Source organism: Pseudoalteromonas sp. S2721 (assembly GCF_005887425.1).
Lineage (GTDB): Bacteria > Pseudomonadota > Gammaproteobacteria > Enterobacterales > Alteromonadaceae > Pseudoalteromonas > Pseudoalteromonas simplex.
The window spans coordinates 15830-42691 of sequence record NZ_PNCZ01000005.1; the positions used below are offsets into that span (position 1 = coordinate 15830).

Below are 26862 nucleotides of genomic sequence, written 5' to 3' on the forward strand. Positions count from 1 at the left end.
AGAGCTTAGACTCAGTTGTAAGCGCTTACAATTTTTCTGCAAATAAATTGCTAAATATGATTTATATGTTATAAATGTAAGCGCTTACATTTAATGTTGCAACATATTTCGCTATTTGCTGTTAGTGATTAAGTATTAAACCTTGCTGTAACAAACTGATAAATATAATTAACTAGAGAAGAAAATTATGGCTCATGTTTCAACCCCTGTGTCGGCTGCTGCAAGCCAAGCAGATATGCCTAAGCAGCACTTTGCGCTGGCATCATTGACCACATTATTTTTTATGTGGGGATTCATAACCTGTCTGAATGACATTTTAATCCCTTATTTAAAAGGTATGTTTTCACTTAACTATACGCAGGCTATGCTCATTCAATTTTGCTTCTTTGGTGCGTATTTTGTGATGTCGATCCCTGCTGGAAAGTTGGTCAGTCGTATTGGCTACCAGTTTGGTATCGTGGTTGGCTTATTGGTCGCAGCCGTGGGGTGTGCGCTGTTTTACCCAGCTGCGGTTGCCCATGTGTACGAATTATTTTTACTAGCCTTGTTTGTCCTTGCCTCGGGCATCACGATTTTACAAGTATCTGCCAATCCTTATGTAAGTGTACTTGGTCCGCAAAAAACAGCATCTTCGCGTTTGACTATGACACAAGCATTTAACTCGTTAGGAACCACGGTTGCGCCAATTTTTGGTGGTTGGTTAATTCTATCTGAGGTTAGTCAAGCCACCGCAGAAGAAGTGAAACTCCCTTATTTAATGTTGTCGTTAAGCTTGTTGGTACTTGCGGTTATCTTTGCATTTTTAAAACTGCCAAAACTAGGTAAAGAAAGTGATAGCGAAGCGGCACATCAAGATTTAGAAGATTTTGTTGATTTAGGCAGTGTTTGGCGTTACCGCCACCTCATTTTAGGTGCTGTAGGTATTTTTGTGTATGTGGGCGCAGAAGTGGCGATTGGTAGCTTTTTGGTGGGCTTTTTGACCCTAGATAACATTGCTGGTTTACCAGAAAATGAAGCTGCGCATTATATTAGCTACTACTTTGCAGGAGCCATGGTTGGCCGTTTTATTGGTGCAGTTGTAATGCAGAAATTTAATGCAGGCAAGGTGTTGGCATGCCATGGCTTGTTGGCGGTATTGTTAGTATTGATTGCTATGACGGGTGAGGGCAGCCTTGCTATGTGGGCAATTTTGCTTGTGGGATTATGTAACTCGATTATGTTCCCAACCATTTTTAGCCTTGCTTTACACGGCCTTGGCAAATACACCTCAAAAGGCTCTGGCATTTTATGTTTAGCGATTGTAGGGGGAGCGATTATTCCATTACTACAAGGCGTATTAGCAGATTCTATTGGCGTGCAAATGGCGTTATTCTTACCAATCGCCTGTTATTTATATATTACTTACTTTGCGCTGGTTGGCTCAAAAGTATCAACTCAGACTTCATAGGTGCAAAAAATGAAATTGAAAAAAACATTCACTCTCTGTTCGTTAATGATGGCAAGCGTCAGCATGCTAGGTTGTACTGGACAAGATAAGGTGACCAACGTGAGCACTGAGCAAGAAATTTGGCCAAATATCGAAACGGGCATTGCAGCAAATCCAGAAATGGAAGCACAAATTGCGAAAATGCTGGCAAATATGACCCTTGAGCAAAAAATTGCGCAAATGATCCAGCCAGAAATTCGCGATATAACCGTTGAAGATATGCGTAAATACGGCTTTGGTTCTTACCTCAATGGCGGTGGCGCATTCCCTAATAATGATAAACATGCCAGCGCTGCAGATTGGATTGATCTTGCTGAAAAAATGTATCAAGCCTCAATTGATGACTCGCTCGATGGCAGCTCAATTCCGACTATGTGGGGTACCGATGCCGTGCATGGTCACAATAACGTAATTGGTGCGACATTATTTCCACATAACATTGGTTTAGGTGCAACAAACAACCCTGAGTTAATCGAAAAAATTGCCGCCGCTACCGCGCAAGAAGTGATGGTAACTGGTATCGACTGGGTATTTGCACCAACTGTGGCTGTTGTTCGTGACGACCGTTGGGGCCGAACTTATGAAGGCTATTCTGAAGACCCTGAAATTGTAAAAGCGTATTCAGCAGCCATTGTTAAGGGGTTGCAAGGTGCGGTTGATGACGACTTTTTATCTGATAAACGTGTGATCAGTACGGTTAAACACTTTTTAGGTGATGGCGGCACAGAAGGCGGTGATGACCAAGGTAATAACACGGCGTCTGAGCAAGAGTTATTTGATATTCATGCGCAAGGTTATGTAGGCGGCTTAGGTGCGGGGGCGCAAACCGTAATGGCGTCATTCAACAGCTGGAATGGTGAGAAAATTCATGGCAGTAAATACCTACTTACCGACGTGCTAAAAGATAAAATGGGTTTTGATGGTTTTGTTGTTGGTGACTGGAACGGCCACGGTCAAATTCCGGGTTGTACTAATGGCAACTGTGCGCAGGCTGCAAATGCGGGTCTTGATGTGTACATGGTACCGACAGATGCATGGAAACCACTTTACGAAAACCTTATTAAGCAAGTTAAAAGTGGCGAAATTGCACAAAGCCGTATCGATGATGCAGTAACACGTATCTTACGTGTAAAAATGCGCGCAGGTTTGTTTGATAAGCCAAGCCCTGCCAAGCGTCCGCTTTCAGGTAAAACAGAGATCATTGGTAGTGCAGAACATCGCGCAGTTGCAAAACAAGCAGTCCGTGAATCACTAGTACTACTGAAAAATAAACAACAGTTGTTACCGCTATCAGCAAATGCAAATGTATTAGTTGCCGGCCAGGGCGCAGATAACATTGGTATGCAGTCAGGTGGCTGGACAATCACATGGCAGGGTACAGGTAACGAAAATAGTGACTTCCCGGGTGGCTCTTCAATTTTTGATGGGATCAAAAATACAGTTGAGCAAGCAGGAGGTCAGGTTCAATACAATGTGAATGGCGAATTTGAATCTAAGCCAGATGTCGCGATTGTGGTGTTTGGTGAACAGCCGTATGCAGAAGGTAATGGTGATTTAGATAACCTTGAATACCAACGTGGTAATAAAACTGATTTAGCCCTGCTTAAAAAGCTAAAAAATGCCGGTATTCCTGTGGTGTCGCTATTTATTAGTGGCCGCCCAATGTGGGTGAATGCAGAGCTGAATGCTAGTGATGCGTTTGTCGCAACTTGGTTACCAGGCAGTGAAGGTGATGCAATCAGCGATGTTATCTTTAAAAAGCAAGATGGTTCTATCAATCATGACTTTAAAGGTAAGTTATCGTTCTCGTGGCCAAATAACCCGGTAGGTAACCAAAACCGTGGTGATAAAGATTACGCGCCACTATTACCTTATGGCTTTGGTTTAACTTTCCAAGATAAAAATACATTAGCAGATGACCTTAGCGAAAAATCACAAGTTGCCGCTAAATTAGAAGACTTAGTATTATTTGAACGTGCCGTAAAAGCACCGTGGTCACTGCAACTACAAAGTGGTTCTGAGCAACAAGCCATGACCAGTAGCCGTGCAGCCCTTAACGCTGTTAGCGTAAAAACCTTTGATAAAGACGTACAAGAAGATGCGCGCGCAATCAGCTTTAATGGTAAAGAAGCGGCTGCGGTTCGTTTAATGGCTGCGTTCCCATCGGATTTACGTTCATACGTTGAAAAAGCGGGTCAACTGCAAATGCAGATTAAGGTAGACCAAGCTGCTGATGCGCCGCTAATGCTAGGTATGCAATGTGGTGAAAACTGTGACGGCCAATTTGATATTAGCAAACAGCTTAAAGCAGTAAATGATTGGCAAACACTAACGGTAGATTTGAGCTGCTTTGCAGAGCAAGGTGTGCAGCTTGGGCAAGTATTCTCGCCTTGGCAATTAGCCACTGAAGGTGCATGGCAAGTATCAATTGCTAAACTATCAGTAACGAGCGCGCACAGCGAGGACGCAACAGTCTCATGTCAGTAAAATCGTATGCTGTTATTTTGCTAACAGGTGCGCTTAGTGCCTGTCAGCAAACCCCAGCGCCTGTCAAAGCCAGCCTAGGAGAAGGCTGGCAGTTAGTTTGGCAAGATGACAAAGTGTTGATTTTGCCGGTTATCCTAAGCAAATGCTGGTGGATTACGTACGTGTTTTTCAATGTAGTAAAAATAGTGAAACAGGTATCGGCTGTGCAACAACACAGCCATCAGCAGCACTAATAAAGGGTAAGAACAATCCGCAATAGTACTTATTTAAGCGGATTGCTATAAGTGAATTATGAACCAAGAGCCTGCAGATGCTTCGCCGAACTCGTTGCATTCGCTGGCTTTTGGTTCATTCTATCGGTTGAGTTTTTGTAGTAATAGCTGCCTTATTCTTCTGGCCGTTAGTTCGTCGATATCCGCTAATATCCCTTGCGCAGGCTCAGCAACGTGGCTTGCTAAATCCACATCATCAGCAAACACATAATGATTAAAGAGTTTCTGCCATTTTTGTTTATGCTCGCTTGGCAAGTCTTTAATTGCCAGCATACTGTGCAGCATGGCATCAAATGGGTTTGCTAAATACTCTGGGGCTTGTCGCCACCAATAGTTCACCAACACATTAAACGGACTGGTTGCGCTAACCTGATGCCACCAAAGCGCTGGAATATAAATAGCGTCGCCAGGGCCAAGAGTTGCCGATTGCGTCTTTGCTATAGCCTCTTTAAAACGTGGAAAACGGTTGAAATCGGGGTTATTAAAATCAACCAAGCTAACCGCTTGCCCAGCGGGTGTAAATTCGAGTGGACCAACGTAAAGATTATTGACCTGATCAGTTGGCAACAGAGTAAAGGTACGCTTACCCGCAGCAACACAAGCTAGGTTATCGGCGTTGTCATAGTGAGCGGCAATCTGACTATGATTTCCCACCCAGAGGCTGGTTAAGCAGTTATAATCGGTCACTGTTAATGGGTTTTTAACACTAAAGCCCGGAGCGCAATACTCCACAGCAGTAGAGCCCATATACAGTGAATCACTGTCGGTTTGTGTGATTGAACGTGCTAATTTTTGCAGCACAGAAACTAGGTTATCGGCGTGCTGTGAGAAATTAAGCCCTGAGAAATCAGCGTTATAAAAATAGCGTCCCTGATGAATTGCTTGGCTGCTAAAACTGCGTACTGGGGCGTTATTGGCAAGCCCTAAAAGGTAGTCTAAGGCGTTTTTAGAACTTTGTTTAGCTGCCATGACTTGGGGCCAATCAACGCAGAGATCTCTTATGACCAGTGGTTCAGTTTGCTCAGCTAAAAACACTTTTAGATCAGCAATGCTTGAAGCCTGGCATTCTTTTATTGGCGCAGCCGCAAACATTACTGCTGAGCCCATTTTTTATTAAGCAAATGAGGAATGTGCTCCATTGATGCCAGCACCATATAAATAGCCTGTAGGTCACCTTGCTGTTGTAACTGCTTAAGCTGTTCAGCGGTTAAGCCGTTTAGCACCTGTTGGTTAATAGTATAAAAGCCGCTTACTGTGACTTTTTCGCCATTTTTATCTGCATATTCAATACTGAAAGCTTCGAGTAAATTAACGCTAAGCAAACGCTCAAAAAACAGATTAATTGTTTGGTGTTCTTGATGTAACGCGTTAAGTACTTGAGCAATATGATTTAAGTATTCGCTATTTCCACCATGTTCAAGGAAAATGGCTTCGCCATCATGTGTGCTTATGCGTGGGCTGTCTAAATCAATATGTACCACCAGAGATTGCTCAGGAATACCGTTGTTATACTGGGTTTGTTGGCCAATTAAAAATGGCTGGCGCTGCATACTTAGCGGTAAGTAACTCAGTTGCAATTCGCCTTGCTCGTTTAGCAGCAAGTTCTCACCATTTTCAAAACCAAATAAAGCGAGGGCTTCGAATTGACCTGTTTGTGGGTGCTTACGAAATACGATAGGTTGATTTGCTTGAACTTTAGCAAACTCACTTGGAAATACGGTAGCGCAGCTAATATTGTCGCCCCAGTTAGCACCGCGTGTGGTGATCACTTTTAGGTCTTTATGGCTGATGTTATCAAGTAAGACATGATTGGCCATTGGGCCTCCTAATACTGAGATTAAATAGGTTGTATACCAAATTGCTGAATATGATTTAACAGCTCGCGGTTAGTGGGTAGTTGTTGTAATCCGCGTTTGGCTTGTTGTTGGTTAGCACTAAAATGCTCAATAATTGCCGCAGGCATTGCAAGTACAGGAAACTGTGGCAATTGCTTCATTCCATAAAGTACATACTGGTAACTGGCTGCAGAGAAGACCTCTTGAGCACGGTCAAAGTCGTTTAACCACGGACTTTGATATCGCCAAAGTGCTAAGTTTTCTTGAAGTTGCAGAGGAATTGAGTTTGCCTCTTTATGAGCTTGCCAATAAGGGCTTGTGCGCTTTGACAACACATAATGCAGCTTTAAAAACTCAATGATACGTTTCCAGCGATAATGGCACTGCTCATCAAAACGTTTTGCCAGTGTCGGCATTGCAGCACGATGTGTTGGGAAATTAGCAAGTAAGTTATTAAGGCCAAGCTCCACCATGACTAACGCTGAGGCTTCAAGTGGTTCAATAAAGCCTGCAGACATACCAATAGCTAAACAGTTTTTATACCAAAAACGGCGTCTATAGCCGGGCGTAAAACTAATTTCACGAAATATCAGTTCATTTTGTGCTGTGCCAGGCTGGGTTTTTGCAATGTACTGGCTAAGCGCTTGTTTCGCATCTTCGCTATTGGCAAAACGACTTGAGTACACCATACCTAGACCACGGCGGCTTTGTAAGCCGATATCCCAAATCCAACCGGCATCTTGCGCAGTGGCTTTGGTATAAGAAAGGACCTCTTGCTGCGGGTTTAAATAGGGCACCTGTACGGCAACGGCTCGATCGTTAAATAACACATCGTGTTGCTCAATTAGTTCTATCCCGTAATGTTGATGTAACAGCTTTGCGTGGGTGCCAGAGCAATCAATAAATAAATCACCCGCAATAGTGCCATGATCGCGGGTTTGCAATGAACTAATATAGCCATCTTCATCACTATTGATGCATTCAACATGACTGACGATATGCTCAACGTTTAGCTTGGTCGTGCAGTGCTGTTGTAGCAGCATGGCAAACTTACCGGCATCTAAATGATAGCCATAGTTTGCTTCACCTTGATAGGCGCTATGCAAGTGGTTTTTCGGTGCTTTATGGTGATCGCATAAGTAGGTTTGGCTTGCCACTGCGTGGCTGAAACTCACGGCATCTTTGTTGGCAAACCAGTAAGGTGCAATATTTAATTGCTGATATGCTACCGGTAAGCTGAACGGGTGGTAATAATGTGCGTCGCCTTCATCGTCGCACCAGCCATCAAAGCGTGAACCTTGTTTAAAAGATGCATCACAGCGTTGAATAAATTCACTTTCGCTAATGCCGATGGTTTTTAAGGTTTGTCGCATGGTTGGCCAAGTGCCTTCACCAACACCAATGGTGGCAATATCGGGCGACTCAATCAGGGTGATCTGTGCGTTGTGAGTTAAATGGGGCTGGGCAGCAATTAAACCTGCGGATAACCAACCTGCAGAACCACCACCTAAAATGACGACTTTTTTTACTTCATTCTTTTGCATGTTTAAGGCCATCTCAAATGCTATGTAGACAAACTAGCATAAATACGAAAAAAAAAGCCGCTGTTGAGCGGCTTTTTGACAACAAAATGCTAGAACGAGTAGCGGAAGCCGATGTTGTAGCGCGCACCGTATTGGTTTGCACGTAACAGCTGCTCAGAGTAACGAACGTAAGTACGTTGCGTTTCATCTGTCAGGTTAAGGCCTTCAACAAACACAGTTAGGTTCTCGTTAACTGAATAGTTCACGTTGATATCCCACTGGCCATAAGACTCAGTAAAGATAGGTGAAGCATGTTGGTCAAAGCCTGTTAAGAACTCATCACGCCAGTTATAAGAAATACGAGCCGATAAACCATTTAAATCATAAATCGCAGAGAAGTTAGCTGAATCACTTAAACCCGGTAGGGCAAATTGATAGCCGATAGCATCTCGGTCTGCTTCAACATCACCAAATACGAAAGTCGCGTTAGCGGCAATACCAAAGCCAGAATCACCAAACATATGTTGCGCTGCTAGTTCCCAGCCCCATAGATTTGCTGTTTCAACGTTGTTATCACGCGATACGAAGAAGTTTGCTAGAGGATCTGTATCGTTACCAACGATAGGTGTGCCTTCTTCTGTGCCTTGGTTTTCGTTGATCTTATCGTGAATTGCTTGATCAGATGGTTGCTCACCCGCTGCCGCTAAATCGTCACGCGCTTGCTCAGCACGATCACCGATGAATGGGTCTGTAATACCGTCAATCGTCTCTTCGGTTGTGATATTTACAAGGAAGTTATCAACTTGCTTACGATAGTAACCTGCAGACATATAGCTGCCTTCACCGTAGTAGTATTCAAGTGATAGGTCGATATTATCTGAAGTATAAGGTTTTAAGTTCGGGTTACCCACAGCCACTTTACGTTGACCCACTTTCGGGTTACCTAAGAATGACGTTGTTGAGCGAAGCGCGCCTACAGGAGGACGAGCAAGGCTGCGGCTGTAAGAGAAACGTGCAATAACGTCTTCAACTACTTCGATATTCATATCGATGCTAGGTAGAAACTCTTTGCTACTACCTTCACCGTTTGAGAATGAGCGTTCATCAGCGTAAATGTAAGACCATTCGTTACCGTTAACCCATTCCATTGCAACAGCAGGGCGCTCTAAGCTGTTTGCTGTAACATCTGTTGATTCGTAACGTAAACCCGCAGTGATGTTCACTGGCATACCGTTAAATTCTGTTTCGAAGTTAGCTTGTGCGTATACCGCCGTTGTTTCTTCGCTTACACGGTGGTCGTCATCGATTGGACCCGCTTGCACCATGCCGTTTACATCAGCAGGCCAGCTACATGCGCCAATACCGCCATCAGGATGATCACAGTCAATGCTTTCGGCAATCGCGACAATCTCATCAAAATCAGCATCGTAGTAGTAATTTAATAACTTATCGCTACCACCACCAGAGAAGCCATCAAGTAAACCTGAGCTGTCGACACGAGTGAACATGCTGTCATCGTACCAATCGGCAGAGTTCAACCACCAACCAGCAGCAAGCTGACCTGAGTAGGCAGTTGTCGTACGGAAATCGATTTTAGTGTGTGATACACCAAAGTTAATGCTCGATAGGGCACCGCTGTCTTCGTTATACCACGTACCTTTTAACTGGTATTGGTCAAGATCGTTAGTGTTGGTATCTTTATTTACACCGGCGAAAAGGGTTCCCATATCGCTCGGTAAAATTTCTGCTTGGCCATTGGTTAAGGTCATATCAATAAGCGGAATTTCGCCTTGGCTAAAGTCAGCCATTTTTTCGTCGATATTAACCGTTGGGTTTTCACACCATGAACATGATGTGTTACCAATGATCATAAACGCATCGTGGCCAATACCTACACCGGCACTTTCAGCCGATGAGTTATGCGCATCAAACTCAATGTTTAAATTATCTGTTACTTGCCAATCAATGTTTAAACCAAGCGATTTATTTTCGTTGGTTGTTGCACCACGGTTTAAGTTTGTAGAGTAGTCACCACCAATTTCAGTTACCTGTGTGTAAGTACCTTTTTCATTGATAGTTGCTGCGCTGACGTTACCACCATTATTGAACCATACACCAAAGCTACGGCCATCTTTTTCAAACTCGAGTTTTGAGTAAGTGTAATCAACGGTTGCAGTAATGCGGTCATTCGGTGCGTATTGCAGCACAAGTTGACCATTGGTACGTTTACGTGAATTATCTGAAAACGCATAACCAGCATTTTGCGGATACCAGGTTGCGCCATCAGCGCGCTGGTTGTTATCTGTCAGTGCTAAATCAGGAGACGATGAAATATCAACATTTGGGATCCAGTTATCAACTGCCATTGATTGTTCGCGGTTATCACGTTCTTGAACTGAGCCTGAAATTAAAATCCCGAATTTGTCATCGTTGAATGTGTTGCTGTAGATACCTGAAAGCTCAGGGGTTAAATCATCACCTGTTTCGTTTGATGTGTCGTGAACTGCTTTTGCACCAATCGAAGCGTGCAAACCAGGATTAGAAAGTGGTTTAGCTGTAGTGATATTAACTGTTGCACCAATACCACCGCTAGGGATATCAGAACGCGCTGTTTTATATACTTCAACACCGCTCACACTTTCTGTTGCGATGTCACCAAAATCAAATGAACGACCGCCAGTTGTTGGCATTTGGCGATTGTTAAGGGTTACTAAGTTAAATTCAGGGCCAAAACCACGAACCGTAATTTTGCTACCTTCACCATTACTACGGTCAATAGACACACCGGTAATACGTTGCAAAGATTCAGCTAGGTTGGTATCAGGGAATTTACCAATGTCTTCAGAGGTAATTGCATCAACAACCCCCGCAGATTGACGCTTGATATCCATTGATTTTACTAAGCTTCCGCGAATACCTGATACTTGTATTACTTCAATATCACTTGCTTTGTCGGGCTGTTCTTCGGCGACAGCTGAGTGAGGAACTAGCGCGCTTAAACCCATTGCCATAGACAGGCTAATAGCAAGCTGCTTTTTCTTGAAAAGTGTGTGGTTCATGCAAATCTCCAGATTTGGTTTTATTTTATGTTGTTGTCTATTTTTGTAAGCGCTTACATTTCTTTCCAAAAAAAATCGCCGAACCCGATTTTTAAAATGTAACCGCTTACATTAAGTTATTAGAAAGTAAAACAATCGTCAACATAAATAACGCTTATAGTGAAAGGTAATATCTATGTTTATGTTATTATGGGAAATATTCTACCAATGAGTTTACTTATTTTAGGTACGAAATTGGCGTGTTAATGCTAAAAATAAAAAATTGAGTCTTTTACATTTGTTAAAACGAGAGGTATTTGCGTGCAATCAGTGAAATGGAATAAAGAAGTATTCACCCCAAGCAAAATTATTTGCGTAGGTCGTAATTATGCTGCGCATATTGCGGAGCTTAACAATGAAACACCAACAAATATGGTGCTGTTTGCAAAACCAAATAGCGCCATCACTGATTCTCTTAATAGCGAACACTTAGGTGAGGCTCTACATTACGAAACTGAGCTTTGCTTTTTAGTTAAAGATAAACAGCTGGCAGCGGTTGCGCTTGGGCTTGATTTAACCAAACGAGGCTTACAAAGCACACTTAAAGAAAAAGGCCTGCCTTGGGAGCGCGCAAAAGCATTTAATGGTTCAGCGCTTTTTACTGAATTTGTTGCGGTTAATGCCAGTTGTCATTATCAATTTAGTCTAAAGATTGATGGAATAGACACTCAACTAGGCGATACAAGGTTAATGCTGCATAACGCAGAGCAAATCTTAGCTGAAATTAGTGATTTTATGGACCTAGAAGATGGCGACATCATTATGACTGGCACGCCTGAAGGGGTAGGGAAGGTTGTCGCAAATTCGAGCTTTGCTGTAACACTTATGGATGATCAACAGGAGCTGTTATCTCATCAGTGGCAGGCTCTTTAAGCGGGTCTAAAATAGAGCGCTGATAATAAGTTGAAAACTCAGGAAAGCTTTGTTCGAGCCAAATTCGTTGGCTTTGCTGGTATTTTTCACTCGGCAGTACTTTGTTTTTCAGCGCCTCATTGATTTCTGCAAGTACTTTTTCGGCATAATTATTAGGCGCATTCGTTGAGCAACCAATGGCACCAAAAACCACATTTTGAGTTGGATTAGCAATGCTGAGCTTTTGAATATTCTGTTGGTTTTGTTGATTGTAATAATCAGCAACAAATGGGTAATCAATTGTGTAATCAATGTAGCCATGCTCTAACTGCGATAGTAGCGCTTGGTTTGCATGGCTGCCGGTGCCACTTAATGCAGCACTCTCATAAAGCTTAGTATTTTTAGCTATTGCGTCCAGTTTACTGCCAAATTTTCGCGCATCATTTTGGCCATAAATAAAATTGGCATCAGTCAATAATGAAATTAATGACACTGGATTACCGTGTTTTTGCTTAATCTTTAGCGCCCTTTCTTCAGTACTTAATACGCTAAAGGATGGATAAACTGCAGTTGGAATTGAGTAAGTGGCACGGTTAGTTTTTTTATCTCGATGGATCATGCACGCGTAACACGCTAAGTGGCCATCATCGAGATATTTGCTTAATCGCTTAGGTGGTAATAGTGACTTTTGATGCTTAAAATTTGGCATCGCTTCAATCAGTAAGTCGGTTATGTTGTTGCACAAGCCACCTAAAGGATATTGCTCAGATTTATCAACAAAGAAAGGTTTGTTATCTGTTTCGAGCCAAGTTATAGAAAGCCGCTCTGAAGCATAGGTTATAGGAACAAGCACTATCACCATTATCATGCATAATATATGTTTAACGTATTTACTCATTAACAACCAAAAAAGTTAAATGCTGTGAATTACCATACACTAAAGTATTGGTGAAGTTGTAGAAGAAAGGTAAAAATGATGAATAAGTATTAATAAGCCTATCATTTAATAGACTTATTAATATTGCAGGGAAATGCTCAAAAAGGCATTGGATAACGGTTAAATACGTCAGCGATTTTATCGTTAGCTTCATCGCTTAATTGCACAGAAAAAGCATCGATATTTTCTTTTAACTGCGCCATAGATGTAGCGCCTATGATTGTTGAGCTTACGCCATCCACTTGATTACACCAAGCCAATGCAAGTTGTGAAGGGGTTAAATTAAAGGCGTTAGCAATTTCAACATATTCAGCAATCGCAGCGCGAGATTGTACTGTGTCTCTAAATAAACCATTACGTTGCACTAGCGTCCAACGACTACCTTCAGGGCGAGCACCATTTAAGTACTTACCGCTTAACATGCCGCCACCTAGCGGTGACCAAGGTAGGTAAGCAATATCTTCATGAATACATTGTTCAATTAAATACGGCCAATCTTTGGCGTGCAGGAGACTAAATTCGTTTTGAATAGAAACCATACGCGGAAGGTTATGCTGCTCACTTAAACGCAAGTACTGGCTAATGCCCCAAGGAGTGTCGTCTGATAAACCACAGTGCTTAATTTTACCAGCCTTGATACAGTCATTTAGACCTTCAAGAATATCTAACATACCCGCGATATTTTGATCAGTGTCAGCTTCTGAGAAGCACACTTTACCTGGCCACTGTTTACCAAAGTGCGGTGATGTACGGTTAGGCCAATGTAATTGGTATAAATCGATAACCTCAGTTTGCAAGCGTTTAAGAGATGCATCAACGGCTTCAACCACTGCTTGGCGAGTAATATCGCCTGCATCGCGTACCCACGGTAAGCCGTTACCCGCAATTTTAGTGGCAATGACAAGATCATCGCGTTTGTCTTTATTTCGCGCTAACCAATTACCGATGATCTCTTCTGTTTTACCGTAGGTGTCAGGAGAAGGTGGAACGGCATACATTTCGGCGGTATCAATAAAGTTAACGCCTTTATCTAACGCATAGGCGATTTGTTCATCGGCATCGGCTTGGTTGTTTTGCATACCCCATGTCATGCTACCTAAGCAAACACGAGATACATCAATACCACTTCGACCAAGTGGGCTATAAAGCATAATAGATCCTTGTTAATCGCTAGAATGGGCTCTAAGTGCAGTTAATAACTCATCATTTAACTGCGCTTTTTTACCCGTTTTAAAATTAAACATAACCACTTGTGATGAGCCAATGGTTGTTACTGCGTCTTGGCTTTCACTAAATACAGTGTAATGCATCATAAAACGATCGTGTTCAATGTCACTAATCTTTACACCAACATGCACCGTATCAGGAAATGTTACTGGGCGTTTATAGCGGGCATTGTTTTCGCTGATCACCGGACCCACACCTGTTACTTGTAAATCTTTAAGAAAGCCTAGTTGAGTGAAAAAATCGATACGAGCTGTTTCGAAATAGCGAAAGTACACCACATTATTAACGTGTTGTAGGGCATCCATTTCACCCCATGCGACATTTATTTTGGTTCTGATAGGGTGTTGTTCTATAAACGATTGCATAGTAAATCTTCATTGATTGTGAGAAAACTTAGGTTAGCAATATGATGCTTTTAGCTCAAGGAAATTAGAAATCTCAGTAAATTGTGCTAGATTTGTAAGTTCACGCTTACGTAAAGTGTGAGTAAAATGAACACACATTAAAGGACCTTAATTATGCAGCAACTAACCTTGAGGGTGATAAAGTGGATTGCACTTTTCATCTTACTTGCTCTAGCTTTGCTCTGTTATAGCATGGGCACAATGTCAGGATTTATCGCTTTAATTGTCGTGGGCTTGTTATTCGAAGCCGCGTTTTGGTTATTTGGCGCACGGCTTTTCAGTCGCAAAAAACCAAACCAACAAACAAGCCAAACCTCTTAGCTTGCACTCTCAGGAAGTTTAAATATAATAACTGTATATATAAACAGTTGTTGTGTTCCTGATGAAAAAATTCATTCACATCGATATGGACTGCTTTTATGCAGCCGTTGAGATGCGTGATAACCCCGCGCTTGCCAATGTGCCTCTGGCTATAGGTGGTAATAGTCGTCGCGGGGTGCTATCAACAGCTAATTATATTGCCCGTAAATATGGTGTGCGCTCGGCCATGTCTAACTATCACGCCAAACAACTGTGCCCCGATCTGGTTATCGTGCCCGGGCGCATGCAGGTTTACAAAGAAATTTCCACGCAAATTCGCGCCATTTTTGCAAAGTACACAGACCTTATTGAGCCGTTATCGTTAGATGAAGCCTACCTTGATGTAACCGACAGTACCGCATGCAAAGGCAGTGCAACACTCATGGCACAGCAAATCCGCCAAGAAATCTATGACACCACTGGGCTGACAGCCTCAGCGGGCGTTGCGCCAATAAAGTTTATTGCCAAAATAGCCAGCGATGAAAATAAGCCTAATGGTCAGTTTGTGGTATTACCCGATCAAGTTGATGACTTTTTGGCGAGTTTACCGCTTGGCAAAATTCCCGGCGTTGGCAAGGTGACCTTAGAAAAGCTGCAACTTAAAGGGCTTTACACAGGGGCTGATGTGCGTGCGAAAGGGGTTAATTGGATGCAGCAGCACATTGGTAATTTTGGCGTGTCTTTATATCAAAAGTGTGCAGGCGAGTACGTTGGCAAAGTGTCAACTGAGCGAGTACGAAAGTCACTCAGTGTTGAGCACACCTATGAATACAACAAAAATAATTTAGACGAGTGTTTAAGCCAGTTACCCCGCTTGATGGATGAATTAACCCGCCGTCTTGATAAACAACAGTTAAACAACCGCATCAATAAATTATCGGTAAAAGTAAAATTTGCCAATTTTGTCGTGACCAGTGCCGATCAAAGCCACCATCAATTAGACGAACGCATTTTTGCTGAGTTAATGAGTAAAGCCTATGAGCGAGGTAATAACCAGCCAGTACGCCTGTTAGGGATAGGTGTCGGAATAAAGAGTCAGGCTCACGAGCATTTTCAGCTGAGTATATTAGACTAAAGGTTAACACCTTGGTGATTGAAAGTTTGTTAGTGTCTAGTTGGGGTGCTAGGCCTGCCTAGTTCAACACCTTAGACAACATTATAACTTAATAAGAGAGATGACTATGCAATCGGTCGTAATCGTGCTGCTCGGAATAGTCGGTATGTTGTTCGGATGGTTCTTTTATTCGAAATTCATCGCCGAAAAAATATTTAAAATGGATGATAATTTTGTTACACCTGCTCATGAACTTGAGGATGGTGTGGATTATGTGCCAACTAACAAAGTTGTGTTATGGGGCCACCATTTCACTTCTGTTGCAGGTGCTGCGCCAATTGTTGGCCCTGCTATTGCCGTATATTGGGGCTGGGTGCCTGCGGTACTTTGGGTGGTATTTGGTACTATCTTTTTTGCTGGTGTTCACGACATGGGGGCTCTTTGGGCCAGCGCGCGTAACAAAGGCAAATCAATGGGCGCTTTATCTGAAAGCGTAATTGGTAAGCGCACCCGTGCGCTATTTATGATTGTGGTGTTCTTAGTGCTGCTGATGGTGAATGCGGTATTTGGTGTGGTTATTGCCAAGTCATTTGTATCGCAACCTAACGCGGTATTCCCCGCTTGGTCAGCGATTGTAGTGGCCTTAGTTATTGGCCAGTTACTACGCCGTAAAGTGTCGTTAATTCCGCTTTGTTTAGTTGGTGTGGGAATTCTTTATTACACCATTTACCTTGGTAGTGGTATGCCAATTTCATTACCTGATGAAATGTTTGGTCTAAGTGCGAATGCGAACTGGATCATCATCTTATTTATCTATGCAGCCATTGCTTCATTATTGCCTGTGTGGATGCTGTTACAGCCTCGTGACTTTATCAACGGTATGCAGTTATTGGTTGGCTTAGTGCTTCTTTACGGTGCGGTGTTTGTATCAATGCCAGATATCACAGCGCCTGCGTTTAATACGCAAACGGCGGTAGATACACCAAGTATTATTCCATTGCTATTTGTGACCATAGCTTGTGGTGCGGTATCGGGTTTCCACGGTATTGTGTCTTCAGGTACCAGCTCTAAGCAGTTGAACAAAGAAACTGATGGTCGCTTTGTGGGTTACTTAGGTGCGGTAGGCGAAGGTATGCTTGCACTTATTACACTCGTTGCAGTTAGTGGTGTTGCACTTGCTGTATCACCTGAAGAATGGCATGAAATTTATAGTCACTTAGGTGCAGGTAGTGTCAGCGCCTTTATTAATGGTGGCGCTAACTTAATTGAAAGTGGTTGGGGTATCTCGCAAGAGGTGGCATCAACCTTACTTGCCGTGATGGTGGTCTTGTTTGCGGGGACTACCATGGACTCTGGCGTACGCCTGCAGCGTTATATCATCCAAGAGTGGGGAGATATTTATAATATCAGCATCATTCGTAATGGTATTGTAGCTACACTTATTGCAGTTCTAAGCTGTTTACTGCTTGCCTTTGGAGCTGGTGGCGCTGACGGTAGCGGCGGTATGATCATTTGGCCGTTATTCGGTTCGACTAACCAAATCTTAGCAAGCTTAACCTTACTGGTTATCTCGGTAATGCTAATTAAAGCGAATCGCCCAGCTAAATACACGCTTATACCAATGAGTTTTGTATTAGTTATGGCGTTCTTTGCTGGGGTTATTAAACTTGGCGAGTACTACCAACAAGGTAACTGGTTACTGGTGACACTTGATTTATTAGTACTGGTCGTAAGTGTTCTGGTTATGCTTGAAGCTTGGTCTGTGATTGTTAAGCATCGTAAAGACTCAGCACACATTACAGAGCAGTAAACTTAGCTTGCCAGCCTTATAGTAAGCTGTCTTACTTGGCTGGCAATAGCGCCCTAAATCAATGATAATAAGGTCCTATGTTTTTAACAGCAGGACCTTTTTTATGGCATACCCTCATGCAGTTGCAGCCCCTCAACTAGCGGATGCAAATCACGATGCATTGATTATTATCGGTGATGACTTTTCTTCTTTAGCAGACGCAAGCTTAAGTCAAGCTATTAGCGCTCAACAAGCTGTAGATGCACGTATTGGCAAACAAGTGACATTACTTGTAATTGACTCTAAACGCGTTATTTTAGCGCCTACAGGCCCTCTAAACCGTGATTATGATGATGTACGTCGTTACTTTGATGCAGCAAAGCAAGGTGTACTAGAAGCGAAAGCATCGGGTAGCACTCATCCTGCAATTTTACTTGCTAATGTAAATCAAGATAGCCGTTACAAGCATGCCCTTGAAGTGGCTTATTTAGGTGCTTGCCAAGCGCTTTGGCAACCACTTGAGGCACGTGAGTTCCACGGCCAAGCGATTGAACCAATTAGCCAAATTAGCCTAGTGGGTGCAGACGAGGCAATGAGCAAAGCGCTTAATGCTATTGCTGCAGGTCAATACGCTGCACGTGATTTATGTGGTACAGAGCCTGAGCGTATGGCACCACCTCGTTTTGCAGACTACTGCGTTGAGTTATTTGCTGGTAGTAAGGTGTCTGTTGAAGTGATTTCAGATATCAACACTATCGATAAAGATTACCCAATGATGAGCACTGTAGCGCGCGCATCTTATGCTGTTGAGCGTCATCACCCACGTGTTGTAAAACTAGAATACGTGCCTGAAGGCGACGTTGAGCGTACCTTAATGTTTGTTGGTAAAGGTTTAGTTTACGATACCGGTGGTGCAGACCTTAAAGTGGGTGGCTTTATGGCAGGTATGAGCCGCGATAAAGGCGGTGCAGCTTCGGTTGCTGGCTTTATGAAATCAGTGGCTGACTTTGCACCAAAAGGCGTAAAAGTGATTGCTTACTTAGCCGTAGTTCGTAACTCAATTGGTTCTGATTGTTTTGTTCCTGATGAAATCATTACTAGCCGCGAAGGTGTACGTGTTCGTATCGGTAACACAGATGCTGAAGGCCGTTTAGCTATGGGCGACTTACTAAGCGAAATGAAAGATCGGGCTTTAAACGAAGTGAATCCAGAGCTATTCACTGTTGCAACACTAACAGGCCACGCAGCACGTGCTATGGGTCCTTACAGTGCGTATGTTGAAAATGGTCCAGCTCGCGCGGCGAAAATTTCGCGCCAAATTGCTGACTTAGGCGATTTATGGGCAGATGGCGCAGAAGTATCTCGTAGCCGCCGTGAAGATTATGACTTCATTCGCCCTCGCACATTAGCTGATGACGTACTATCAAGTAACAATGCAGCTTCTGCTGTAACTGCACGTGGTCATCAGTTCCCGATGGCATTCTTAGCGATTGTTGGTGGTTTAGATAAACATGGTACTGAATCAGCGCAGCCATTACCGTATGTTCATATGGATATCGCAGGCAGTGGTGTAGAAGGTGGTGATTGGCAACATGGCAAGCCTACCGCCGCAACAGTAAGCAGCTTATTCGCTCGTTATTGTTTGTAAGTTGTAAGTTGTAAGTTGTAAGTTGTAAGTTGTAAGTTTAAAAAGCATAAGCTTTAGACACAACCCTGTGCTCTAAAGCCTATGCTTGGTCAGGTTTAGTCTTTTATGTTCTTCTTTCGGTTTCTACGAATAAAGCACAGTGCGCCGAGCATTAGTGTAAAGTAACCTGATACACTGCCGCTTGCTTTATCATCTGGGGTTGCATGCTCTGGAATACCATCTTCATTGGTGATTGTGATTACTTCATCAGCGTATTTTTCATTGAATGATTCAGACTCTAATACGAGAGTGAAGCGTCTTGAGCCATCTACCTCTGAATTATCAATAATGTCGATCGTAATGTCTTTTTGTGTTTCGCCTTGAGCAAAGGTAAGTACTTCATCAAGAGCTGTAAAATCAGTGCCGCCGACCGCGCTATCATCCGTCGTTTTTATACGAACTTTTGTTTCAAAATCGGTTGGATCGGATTTGATTATACCAACTAATAGTTGGCCGCTATTTTCTGATATTTGTGTGTCTGAAATGTCTAATTCATAGCTGAAATCAACATCGTTGTCTTCAATCGTTACAATTGATTCATTGAAGATTATGTCACTTTCATCAGATGCTAGTTTGATATTAAAAGAGCGAGAACCATCAACTTCATTATTATCAAATATATTTATAGCTAGTTCTTTTTCAGTTTCTTGGCTCGAAAAAGTAAGGGTCTCATCAAGTGCTGTATAATCTTCTCCAGCAATAGCATCCACGTCTTCGGTGTAAATTCGTATTTTCGAACTACTATCTAAGCCTGAGTTTTTAATGACCTTGAATGTTACTTCATTTTCGTCTTCGGCTATATTGAGAGTATTACTATTAAATTCATAATCTTGCTGAGGTTGAGTGCCCGAAACAGTGAAAAGATCAAATGACGCATCACCTTTTTCACCTTCTATGATATGACTTAGTCTCAGCTGTGCGGGAGTTGTTCTGTAGTTAGATAGATCAACCGTCACTTTTTCCCAAATGTCGCCGTCGGAGTGTTGTTGGCCTTCTTTTCGCCATAACTCAGCCCACGTTTGCGCATTATCGGCGGATACCTCGATAATACTAGTTCCCATATCTTTGCCGTGCATATTGAAGTAAAACTCCAATGTCGGTTTTTCGATGAAGCTCAAGTCATAGCAAGGGCTTAAGTAGTTTAATTTGTCACCTTTTTTGGCATATACAATGTCATCAAAATCAGTGTCATCCCGTTTGCTACTATCAATTTGTAAATAGCTGTGCCCCTCAAAGGGTTCATCAGCACCTGTTCTGCTTGAATTTGAATCAGGTGAGGTTCTAAAAAAGAAGCCGTTATTAGCTACATCTTGAACCCATGGCTGCGCTATTTCTTGATTAAAATTAAAGCCATCTATATGTGGGAATTGAGTAACTATAATTGAGTTTTCGCAGTTTGGTACGGTTCTACCTTCACCAAATTGATTAAAAAGATGGTATTTATCTCTTTGCAAAACGTACTGCATACGGTCTATTTGTTGTGCTGAAAAGTGCGTACGGCAGGTATTTTTTCCTTGGCTCATTATGTTTTTGGCATCAGGGGCGTAGGGAGTACCTTCTTCATCTTCGGCAGAGCCTGTGTATTCGCAATTTTCAATATCATCATCTAAGTCATCAAAAGAAGGAGGGGTGTCGATTATCTGGTCACCGTACAAGTAGCCACGTTCACCGATTTGCACTGAAATAGGTTCATCATCACCATCGGCAAAGGTATGCAATAAACTGAGGTTATGGCCGATTTCATGTGCGAGTGTCGTTGTAACAAGGTCTTCTGTATCAATTAACACACCATCTACGCCAAAGTAAGGAAAAAACGCATTACCATTGACGCCATCAAAGTCTGCGACCATGACATTTAAAGCTGATTTATCAAAATAAGGCTCAATAAATAACACTCTATTGTCTGGTGAGTAATCGTCGTCATAAAAACCAGGCATCTCTTCGTTGGTTACGAAGTCAGTAGATTTATAGTGATATGAGTAACCTGTACCTTGATAATGTGAATTTAAGTTTTCAATTGATTGCTCAATAGTGGCTTGGTCAACTTTGGCATTAGCGCCATTTTTATCGGTTGCTGCAACAATAAAGTGTAATGGAATTTGTTTTGTTTGAGTTGTATCTGCCAGCGCTTGATTAGTTACTCCGAGTAGCGAGTAAGTGCAAATTGCAGCTAACATAGTACGCTTTAAGTGTGTGTTCTTTTTGGGGTGTATGTTTCTTGAAGGCACTTTGGTATCGCTCCTTATTATTTTTGTAATAGTGATTAAATGCCAATGGCAATTTAATTCAGCACACCCCATTAGTTCCTTTTTAATTTATTTATGTAAATCTCGTTAATATCTATTTATCATCTTTTTTTTATCTATTTAATAAAGATCTAATTAAATCAGTGGGTTGAATTTTTAGTGGCTTCAAAAATTACTAGGGGATAAAAAAGAAAGGTTATAGAAAAACCCCGCAAACCATTGCAGGGCTTTTGAAGTGCTGTGATCAATCGAGTTTGAAACGGTTAACTACATCGCTCAATGCTTGTGAGCTATGCTTTAAATTATCACTGGCGTTCGAAAGTCCTTGGGTATTCGACAGTGATTGCTCGGTTGATTGTGAAAGCTCATTAATCCGCAAGTTAACTTCATCTGCGGCGCTGGTTTGTTGCTCGGTAGCGCGGGCAATTTGGCTGTTCATATCTTTGATAATGGTGACTAGTCGTTCAATTTCACTGAGGGAGCTATTTGCTTCACCTGCCTGTGAAACCGTTTCACTTGATAACTGCTGACTTGCTGATACAGCATCAACAGCAGCTTGTGCACCGGTTTGTAGTTTACTGATCATAGCTTGAATTTCATCGGTACTTTTACCTGTACGGCTTGCCAAAGTTCTCACTTCGTCAGCTACAACGGCAAAGCCTCGACCTTGCTCACCAGCACGTGCTGCTTCAATGGCTGCATTGAGTGCCAGTAAGTTGGTTTGCTCTGCAATGCTGCGGATAACATCAAGCACTGAGCCTATGTTGTTACTCTCTGCAGCAAGGTCGGCAGTAACCTTACTCACTTGTTCAATGTTACGCGACAAGGTTTCAATGGCGGTGATGGTCTTGTTAAGAACCTGCTTGCCTGCTTCGGCATTTTGCGCCGCTTCGTTAGCGGCATGCTCAGCTTGTTCAGCATTCTGACTGACATCATGAATTTGATGGGTCATTTGTTCCATCGCCGTAGCCACTTGAGTTGAGCTGTCGTTTTGCAGTTCTATAAATGAATGATTGGTTTTGCTGGCATCATCAACGCTGTGGGCAAACTGATTCACTTGCTCTGCGTTGTCGGCAACATGTTTTAGTGACTCACGCATTTTGGCCGTGTACAAATTAAAGTAGCGCGACAAACGAGACACTTCATCATTGCCGTTTTCATCAAGCTTTTGAGTTAAATCACCTTCACCTTGTGAGATATCTTTCATCATATTTGCGGCAAGTTGTGTCGGACGAAGAATGCTATTGGCAATTAGGTAGCTAAGCGCAACTAGTAGGGCAATAATCACTACCGCGGTGATAATGACATGGGTACGAAGTGACGAGAAGGCCTCTTCAATGGTATCAATGTAGACACCAGAGCCAACAATCCATTGCCACTTTGCAAACCCTTTTACGTAGGCAATTTTATCAACGGGCTGATCTTTACCTGGCTTTGGCCACTTATAGGGAATAAAACCCTCTCCTTGTTTTTTGACGATATTAACCATATCGACAAATAACAACACACCATCTGGATCTTTACTGCCCGCTAGCGATTTACCATTTAATTCTGGCTTAAACGGGTGCATGACCATAACGGGTTCATAATCGTTGATCCAAAAGTAATTGTTATTGTCATAACGTAGTGCAGAAATTGTTTCGAGGGCTGCTTGCTTGGCTTGTTGCTCACTCAGCTTACCTTGCTCAAACAACGCATAGTTATGCTCGATAATAGAGTAGGCTGACTCAACAAGGTTTTGGGTTTTTATGTATTGCTCTTGCTTTAGCGAGCTGTATTGCTGCGTTAAACTCGAGACGCTCAAAAATATCAGCCCTATCACGACCACACTCACTAACATGGCGAGGCGCTGAAAAATTGTAAAACGGCGTAAGTAATTCATGTGTGTTCCTTCGTCATGCTCATAAGAGCAATGTATTAAGCGTAGCCAAAATAGGTCGAAAATCTAGTTAAATAGTAGAATACATTGAGACAAAAAAAAGGCTGATTTAACAATCAGCCTTTAGTCTAAGTTACCGAAATTAAACGTGATTACTCAACGTTAAAGTGTCGGTTGAAGAAACTTGTGATGGTTTGGTGTAAGTGCGTTTGTACGCTCTTGCCACGTAAACTGTGTTTTGAGCCCGGGTAAGTCATCATTTCGAACTGTTTTTCTTGATCTTGCAGTTGTTTGAATAACTTAGTGGCGTGAGTGAATAACACGTTATCATCAGCCATACCGTGATAAATCATCAGCGGGCCTTTTAAGCCTTCAGCATACGGGAAAACTGCACTTGCTTCGTAACCTTTCGCGTTAGTTGCAGGGTGACCTACATAACGCTCAGTGTAGTGAGTGTCGTAAAGTGCCCAATCAGTAACTGGCGCACCAGAAACACCGGCTTTGAAGTAGTCGCCCGCTTTAAACATAGTCATAAGCGCCATATAACCACCATAGCTGTGGCCATAAATTCCAATACGTTCAGGGTCAACGTAATCAAGGGTGCGTAAGAACTCGACACCTTTGATTTGGTCTGCCACTTCAGCAACACCTAAGTGCTTATAAATCACGTCTTCAAATTTTTTACCACGGTTGTATGAACCACGGTTATCAAGTTGGAAAATAACATAGCCTTGTTGTGCCATGTATTGGAAGTATAAGTTTTTACTACGCCAGCTGTTTGTTACGCGCTGAGCATGAGGACCGCCATACACGTTAACAATAACCGGGTGCTTTTTACCGTCTTGGTAATTAGTTGGTTTGAATAAACGGTAATGCATGATTTGCCCGTCTTCAGCTGTTAACGTGCCGTATTCAGGTGTGATCAAATCAGCTAGGTAAGGCGTTAATGGGTGTGACTTATCTAACTTGTTTTCTTCAAGCCAAGTGATAAATTCGCCATTAATTTTACGTAATGCTGCTGAGCCAGGCTTATTCACTGATGAGCTGTTATCGATAAAGGTTTTGTTATCTTTAGCAATTACCACATTATGGTAAGCACCTAGCTCAGTTACGCGCTTAATTTCGCCTTTTTTGAATAGCGGTACGCTGTAAAGGTGGCTTTCAAGGGCTGTGTCTTTACGACCTGCGAAATAAACGATGCCTTTTTTCTCATCGATACCTTTTAAGCTATCAACAACCCATTCACCTTGGGTGATTTGACGGATCATTTCACCGTTTGTGCGGTATAAATAAAGGTGTTTAAAACCGTCGCGCTCAGATGCCCAAACGAAATGTTTTTTATCGTTTAAGAACTGTAAATCAAAGTGCAGGTTAATCCAAGTATCACTGGTTTCTGTTAGGGCAACTGTTTGTTTTTTAGTGTCGCTATTATAAAAACGTAACTCTAAGTTGTGTTGCGAGCGGTCTTGCCACTGGTAAGAAAGCGTTTTGTTATCTTTTAACCATTTTGCGCGAGCGATATAGATATCTTGATCGTCGCCTAAATCAACCCAGTCAGTTTTTTGATTGTTGATGCTTACAACACCTAACTGAATTTTAACGTTGTCGGTACCTGTAAACGGGTAGCGTTGGTTAAAAAGCTTTACTTCATCGGCGTAAATTTCATTACGGATCGCTTCTTTTACTGGGCTTTCATCAACACGGGTATAAGCGATTTTAGACTCATCACCAGACCACCAGTAGCCAGTCATACGGCCCATTTCTTCTTGCGCAACAAACTCGGCCATACCGTTTTTAATAACACCGCCACCATCTTTACTTAATTGGATTTCTTGACCCGTTTTTAAGTTAAGTGCGTATAGGTTTTGCTCACGAATAAACGATACGAAGTGCCCTTTAGGTGAGAAGCGTGCATCGGTTTCAAATGCGTCTGTGTCGGTTAATTTGCGGCTTTTAGCTGAGGCAAGCTCGTAATAGTAAAGGTCGCCATTAAGTGGGAATAAAAGCGCTTTACCATCTTTAGACCATTTATATTCTAAGATCCCTTTACCAAAAATACGTTGGCGCTCACGGCGTGCTTTTTCTTCATCAGATAAGTTTTCTGGACCAGAAAATAGCGCAGCAGAGTCAACTAATAAGCGGTTTTTGTTATCTTTTAAGTTGTATTCCCATAGATCGTAGCGGTTGTAATCATCGGTTTTACCTTGCAGGTAAGTGACACGACTGCCGTCTGGAGAGAATTTAAGTTGTACAGGCGCTTTGCCTGCTAAGCTTGGATCGTCAAAAATACGCTCAAGTGTGAGTGGTTCAGCAGTCACACTAAATGCAGTGGCCACCACTGGCAGAGCAAGTGAGAGAGATTTAATTTTTTTTAGCACAGTAGTACCTTCGCTCGAATAAAAACTGCCATGATGTTAATGGTAAGCTTAGGCAACTGCAACAAAATGCTATAAAGTAGGATTTGATTACCCAATATCAAAGGATTTATTGATGAAAAATACTGATACGTCGTTTTCTCTGGCCCCAGAACTACAACGCGACTGCATTGAACTTGCGGATTGGCCACTGTGTAAAGTATTGCTGATGAATGATAGCCAATACCCTTGGTTTATCTTAGTGCCAAGAGTTGCAGACGTTAAAGAGATTATCGATCTGTCTGAAGAGCTACAAATTACCTTATTACAAGAGTCGGGCAAACTGAGTAAGTTGTTACAACAGGTATTCAGCCCAGACAAACTCAATATAGCAGCATTGGGTAATATGGTGCCGCAATTACATGTTCATCATATTGCACGCTTCACTACCGATCCGGCTTGGCCAGCGCCTATTTGGGGTAAATTACCGGCAGTTCCATATAGCGATGAACAAATAGAGCAACTAAGAGCACATTTTTAATCAATCATATTAAATTGCGCTAAGCTAAGTAGATGCGAAAAATAAGAGACTAATAAAAGTGAAAAGCACAGTAATAGCCGTATTGGCTTTTCTATGTTCATTTTCCGTAACAGCAAAAAGTTATTACTTTGTTGGGAGCCATTTCCCCGCAATCTTAGAACAAGATCAACAAGGTACAGTGATTGGTTTAGGTGCTGATATTGCTCATGAAATTTGTCGACGCCTTGGGCATGAACTCGTCATCGATATCATGCCACTAAAGCGTGCTTTAAAAATGGTTGAGCAAGGCCATGCAGATGCCATTATCGGTCCTTATAAGTCTCTTCAACGTCAACAATATATGCAATTTAGTGCCTTGCCATTTTATGAAGATCCTATTGTCTTTTTTACCAAAAAAAATAGCGATGTAACTTGGGCTGGTAATTTCGCAAGCTTACGTAAAGACGTGATTGGTATTACTCGGGGTTGGAATTATGGTTCAGAATTTAAACGCAATAAATCAAGTTTAACTTTGTCAGAAGTGGCGAGTGTTAAAGCTAGTTTTTTACAGTTAATGCATAATCGAGTTGATCTAGTGATGACTCACCCGCGAGCTGCTCTTCCGATTATTGATGATTTATCAATTTCTAGTAAGGTTATCATGCTGTCGCCAATCATTACGGTGAATCAAGGCTATTATGGTTTCACTAAGCAACGGGAGCTTAATGAGTTTATAGATGACTTTAATTCAGAGTTTAATAAGATGTTGATTAGTGGTGATATAGTCCAGCTGAATAGCAAATATGGATTAAGTTTTGTCGCACGAGAATAATAAAAAACGCTGCAATTGCA

General features: G+C 42.3%; 20 protein-coding genes. 10 read left to right on the plus strand and 10 right to left on the minus strand.

Features of this window, described 5'->3' with window-relative positions:
- The first annotated feature begins 187 nt into the window (after positions 1–187).
- The 3 genes from CWC02_RS01460 to CWC02_RS01470 all read left to right on the plus strand — a co-directional run bounded on the left by CWC02_RS01460 (position 188) and on the right by CWC02_RS01470 (position 4206).
- On the plus strand, positions 188–1447 hold the full coding sequence (locus CWC02_RS01460) for a sugar MFS transporter (RefSeq protein WP_138616053.1): 1260 nt from the start codon (positions 188–190) through the stop codon (positions 1445–1447).
- A 63-nt stretch (positions 1448–1510) separates the two neighbouring features.
- Positions 1511–3973 carry a glycoside hydrolase family 3 protein gene (locus CWC02_RS01465; RefSeq protein ID WP_502705391.1) on the plus strand — a complete coding sequence of 821 codons (2463 nt, stop codon included), beginning with the start codon at positions 1511–1513 and terminating at the stop codon, positions 3971–3973.
- Positions 3964–4206 carry a hypothetical protein gene (locus CWC02_RS01470; protein ID WP_138600370.1) on the plus strand — a complete coding sequence of 81 codons (243 nt, stop codon included), beginning with the start codon at positions 3964–3966 and terminating at the stop codon, positions 4204–4206. The genes CWC02_RS01465 and CWC02_RS01470 overlap by 10 nt, the downstream gene beginning before the upstream one ends.
- Positions 4207–4326: 120 nt before the next feature.
- On the opposite strand, the gene CWC02_RS01475 is transcribed toward CWC02_RS01470, so the two are convergent.
- The 4 genes from CWC02_RS01475 to CWC02_RS01490 form a co-directional block, all read right to left on the minus strand.
- Entirely contained in the window at positions 4327–5352 is a 1026-nt protein-coding gene (locus CWC02_RS01475; RefSeq protein ID WP_138600372.1) for a cupin-like domain-containing protein, read from the minus strand.
- Positions 5337–6062: a SapC family protein gene (locus CWC02_RS01480; protein ID WP_138616057.1), complete on the minus strand. Its 726-nt coding sequence runs from the start codon at positions 6060–6062 to the stop codon at positions 5337–5339. The genes CWC02_RS01475 and CWC02_RS01480 overlap by 16 nt, the downstream gene beginning before the upstream one ends.
- A gap of 20 nt (positions 6063–6082) precedes the next feature.
- A complete protein-coding gene (locus tag CWC02_RS01485) occupies positions 6083–7624 on the minus strand; it encodes a tryptophan halogenase family protein (protein ID WP_138616059.1) in 1542 nt (513 codons plus the stop codon).
- A gap of 89 nt (positions 7625–7713) precedes the next feature.
- Complete coding sequence (locus CWC02_RS01490; RefSeq protein WP_249364066.1) at positions 7714–10662, minus strand: TonB-dependent receptor; 2949 nt, start codon at positions 10660–10662, stop codon at positions 7714–7716.
- A gap of 300 nt (positions 10663–10962) precedes the next feature.
- On the opposite strand from CWC02_RS01490, the gene CWC02_RS01495 reads away from it, so the two are divergent.
- Entirely contained in the window at positions 10963–11574 is a 612-nt protein-coding gene (locus CWC02_RS01495; RefSeq protein ID WP_054552598.1) for a fumarylacetoacetate hydrolase family protein, read from the plus strand.
- On the opposite strand, the gene CWC02_RS01500 is transcribed toward CWC02_RS01495, so the two are convergent.
- From CWC02_RS01500 to CWC02_RS01510, 3 genes are all read right to left on the minus strand, one after another.
- On the minus strand, positions 11525–12406 hold the full coding sequence (locus CWC02_RS01500; protein WP_138600380.1) for an ABC transporter substrate-binding protein: 882 nt from the start codon (positions 12404–12406) through the stop codon (positions 11525–11527). The two genes, CWC02_RS01495 and CWC02_RS01500, sit on opposite strands and share 50 nt — an antisense overlap.
- A gap of 182 nt (positions 12407–12588) precedes the next feature.
- Complete coding sequence (locus tag CWC02_RS01505) at positions 12589–13641, minus strand: aldo/keto reductase (RefSeq protein ID WP_138616062.1); 1053 nt, start codon at positions 13639–13641, stop codon at positions 12589–12591.
- Between the two features lie 12 nt (positions 13642–13653).
- Complete coding sequence (locus tag CWC02_RS01510; RefSeq protein WP_138616064.1) at positions 13654–14082, minus strand: acyl-CoA thioesterase; 429 nt, start codon at positions 14080–14082, stop codon at positions 13654–13656.
- A 153-nt stretch (positions 14083–14235) separates the two neighbouring features.
- Between CWC02_RS01510 and CWC02_RS01515 the strand changes: the two genes are divergently transcribed.
- The 4 genes from CWC02_RS01515 to CWC02_RS01530 all read left to right on the plus strand — a co-directional run bounded on the left by CWC02_RS01515 (position 14236) and on the right by CWC02_RS01530 (position 18972).
- Positions 14236–14442: a hypothetical protein gene (locus tag CWC02_RS01515; protein ID WP_138616066.1), complete on the plus strand. Its 207-nt coding sequence runs from the start codon at positions 14236–14238 to the stop codon at positions 14440–14442.
- 61 nt (positions 14443–14503) lie between these two features.
- Positions 14504–15556 carry a DNA polymerase IV gene (gene dinB, locus CWC02_RS01520; protein ID WP_054552593.1) on the plus strand — a complete coding sequence of 351 codons (1053 nt, stop codon included), beginning with the start codon at positions 14504–14506 and terminating at the stop codon, positions 15554–15556.
- A gap of 106 nt (positions 15557–15662) precedes the next feature.
- Positions 15663–17345, plus strand: a complete 1683-nt coding sequence (locus CWC02_RS01525; RefSeq protein WP_054552592.1) for a carbon starvation CstA family protein — start codon at positions 15663–15665, stop codon at positions 17343–17345.
- A 103-nt stretch (positions 17346–17448) separates the two neighbouring features.
- Positions 17449–18972 carry a M17 family metallopeptidase gene (locus CWC02_RS01530; protein ID WP_138616068.1) on the plus strand — a complete coding sequence of 508 codons (1524 nt, stop codon included), beginning with the start codon at positions 17449–17451 and terminating at the stop codon, positions 18970–18972.
- Between the two features lie 95 nt (positions 18973–19067).
- Here the strand turns inward: CWC02_RS01530 and CWC02_RS01535 are convergent, their stop codons facing one another.
- From CWC02_RS01535 to CWC02_RS01545, 3 genes are all read right to left on the minus strand, one after another.
- Positions 19068–21188 carry a Calx-beta domain-containing protein gene (locus tag CWC02_RS01535; RefSeq protein ID WP_171043805.1) on the minus strand — a complete coding sequence of 707 codons (2121 nt, stop codon included), beginning with the start codon at positions 21186–21188 and terminating at the stop codon, positions 19068–19070.
- Positions 21189–21501: 313 nt separating this feature from the next.
- Positions 21502–23139, minus strand: coding sequence for a methyl-accepting chemotaxis protein (locus CWC02_RS01540; protein WP_138616072.1), 1638 nt, complete (start codon positions 23137–23139; stop codon positions 21502–21504).
- A gap of 149 nt (positions 23140–23288) precedes the next feature.
- Positions 23289–25514 carry a S9 family peptidase gene (locus tag CWC02_RS01545; protein ID WP_138600392.1) on the minus strand — a complete coding sequence of 742 codons (2226 nt, stop codon included), beginning with the start codon at positions 25512–25514 and terminating at the stop codon, positions 23289–23291.
- A gap of 112 nt (positions 25515–25626) precedes the next feature.
- On the opposite strand from CWC02_RS01545, the gene CWC02_RS01550 reads away from it, so the two are divergent.
- Both CWC02_RS01550 and CWC02_RS01555 read left to right on the plus strand, forming a co-directional pair.
- Positions 25627–26031: an HIT domain-containing protein gene (locus CWC02_RS01550; RefSeq protein ID WP_138600394.1), complete on the plus strand. Its 405-nt coding sequence runs from the start codon at positions 25627–25629 to the stop codon at positions 26029–26031.
- Positions 26032–26089: 58 nt separating this feature from the next.
- Positions 26090–26842, plus strand: coding sequence for a substrate-binding periplasmic protein (locus CWC02_RS01555; protein WP_054552586.1), 753 nt, complete (start codon positions 26090–26092; stop codon positions 26840–26842).
- Positions 26843–26862 lie beyond the last annotated feature (20 nt).

Excerpts from the sequence above, each read along its gene's own strand:
- CWC02_RS01490 (WP_249364066.1), bottom strand. The coding sequence starts at position 10,662 with ATGAACCACACACTTTTCAAGAAAAAGCAGCTTGCTATTAGCCTGTCT.
- CWC02_RS01470 (WP_138600370.1), top strand. The coding sequence starts at position 3,964 with ATGTCAGTAAAATCGTATGCTGTTATTTTGCTAACAGGTGCGCTTAGT.
- CWC02_RS01550 (WP_138600394.1), top strand. The coding sequence starts at position 25,627 with ATGAAAAATACTGATACGTCGTTTTCTCTGGCCCCAGAACTACAACGC.
- CWC02_RS01465 (WP_502705391.1), top strand. The coding sequence starts at position 1,511 with ATGCTAGGTTGTACTGGACAAGATAAGGTGACCAACGTGAGCACTGAG.
- CWC02_RS01530 (WP_138616068.1), top strand. The coding sequence starts at position 17,449 with ATGGCATACCCTCATGCAGTTGCAGCCCCTCAACTAGCGGATGCAAAT.
- dinB (WP_054552593.1), top strand. The coding sequence starts at position 14,504 with ATGAAAAAATTCATTCACATCGATATGGACTGCTTTTATGCAGCCGTT.
- CWC02_RS01535 (WP_171043805.1), bottom strand. The coding sequence starts at position 21,188 with ATGTTAGCTGCAATTTGCACTTACTCGCTACTCGGAGTAACTAATCAA.
- CWC02_RS01505 (WP_138616062.1), bottom strand. The coding sequence starts at position 13,641 with ATGCTTTATAGCCCACTTGGTCGAAGTGGTATTGATGTATCTCGTGTT.
- CWC02_RS01525 (WP_054552592.1), top strand. The coding sequence starts at position 15,663 with ATGCAATCGGTCGTAATCGTGCTGCTCGGAATAGTCGGTATGTTGTTC.
- CWC02_RS01480 (WP_138616057.1), bottom strand. The coding sequence starts at position 6,062 with ATGGCCAATCATGTCTTACTTGATAACATCAGCCATAAAGACCTAAAA.
- CWC02_RS01485 (WP_138616059.1), bottom strand. The coding sequence starts at position 7,624 with ATGCAAAAGAATGAAGTAAAAAAAGTCGTCATTTTAGGTGGTGGTTCT.
- CWC02_RS01510 (WP_138616064.1), bottom strand. The coding sequence starts at position 14,082 with ATGCAATCGTTTATAGAACAACACCCTATCAGAACCAAAATAAATGTC.
- CWC02_RS01515 (WP_138616066.1), top strand. The coding sequence starts at position 14,236 with ATGCAGCAACTAACCTTGAGGGTGATAAAGTGGATTGCACTTTTCATC.
- CWC02_RS01460 (WP_138616053.1), top strand. The coding sequence starts at position 188 with ATGGCTCATGTTTCAACCCCTGTGTCGGCTGCTGCAAGCCAAGCAGAT.
- CWC02_RS01475 (WP_138600372.1), bottom strand. The coding sequence starts at position 5,352 with ATGGGCTCAGCAGTAATGTTTGCGGCTGCGCCAATAAAAGAATGCCAG.
- CWC02_RS01540 (WP_138616072.1), bottom strand. The coding sequence starts at position 23,139 with ATGAATTACTTACGCCGTTTTACAATTTTTCAGCGCCTCGCCATGTTA.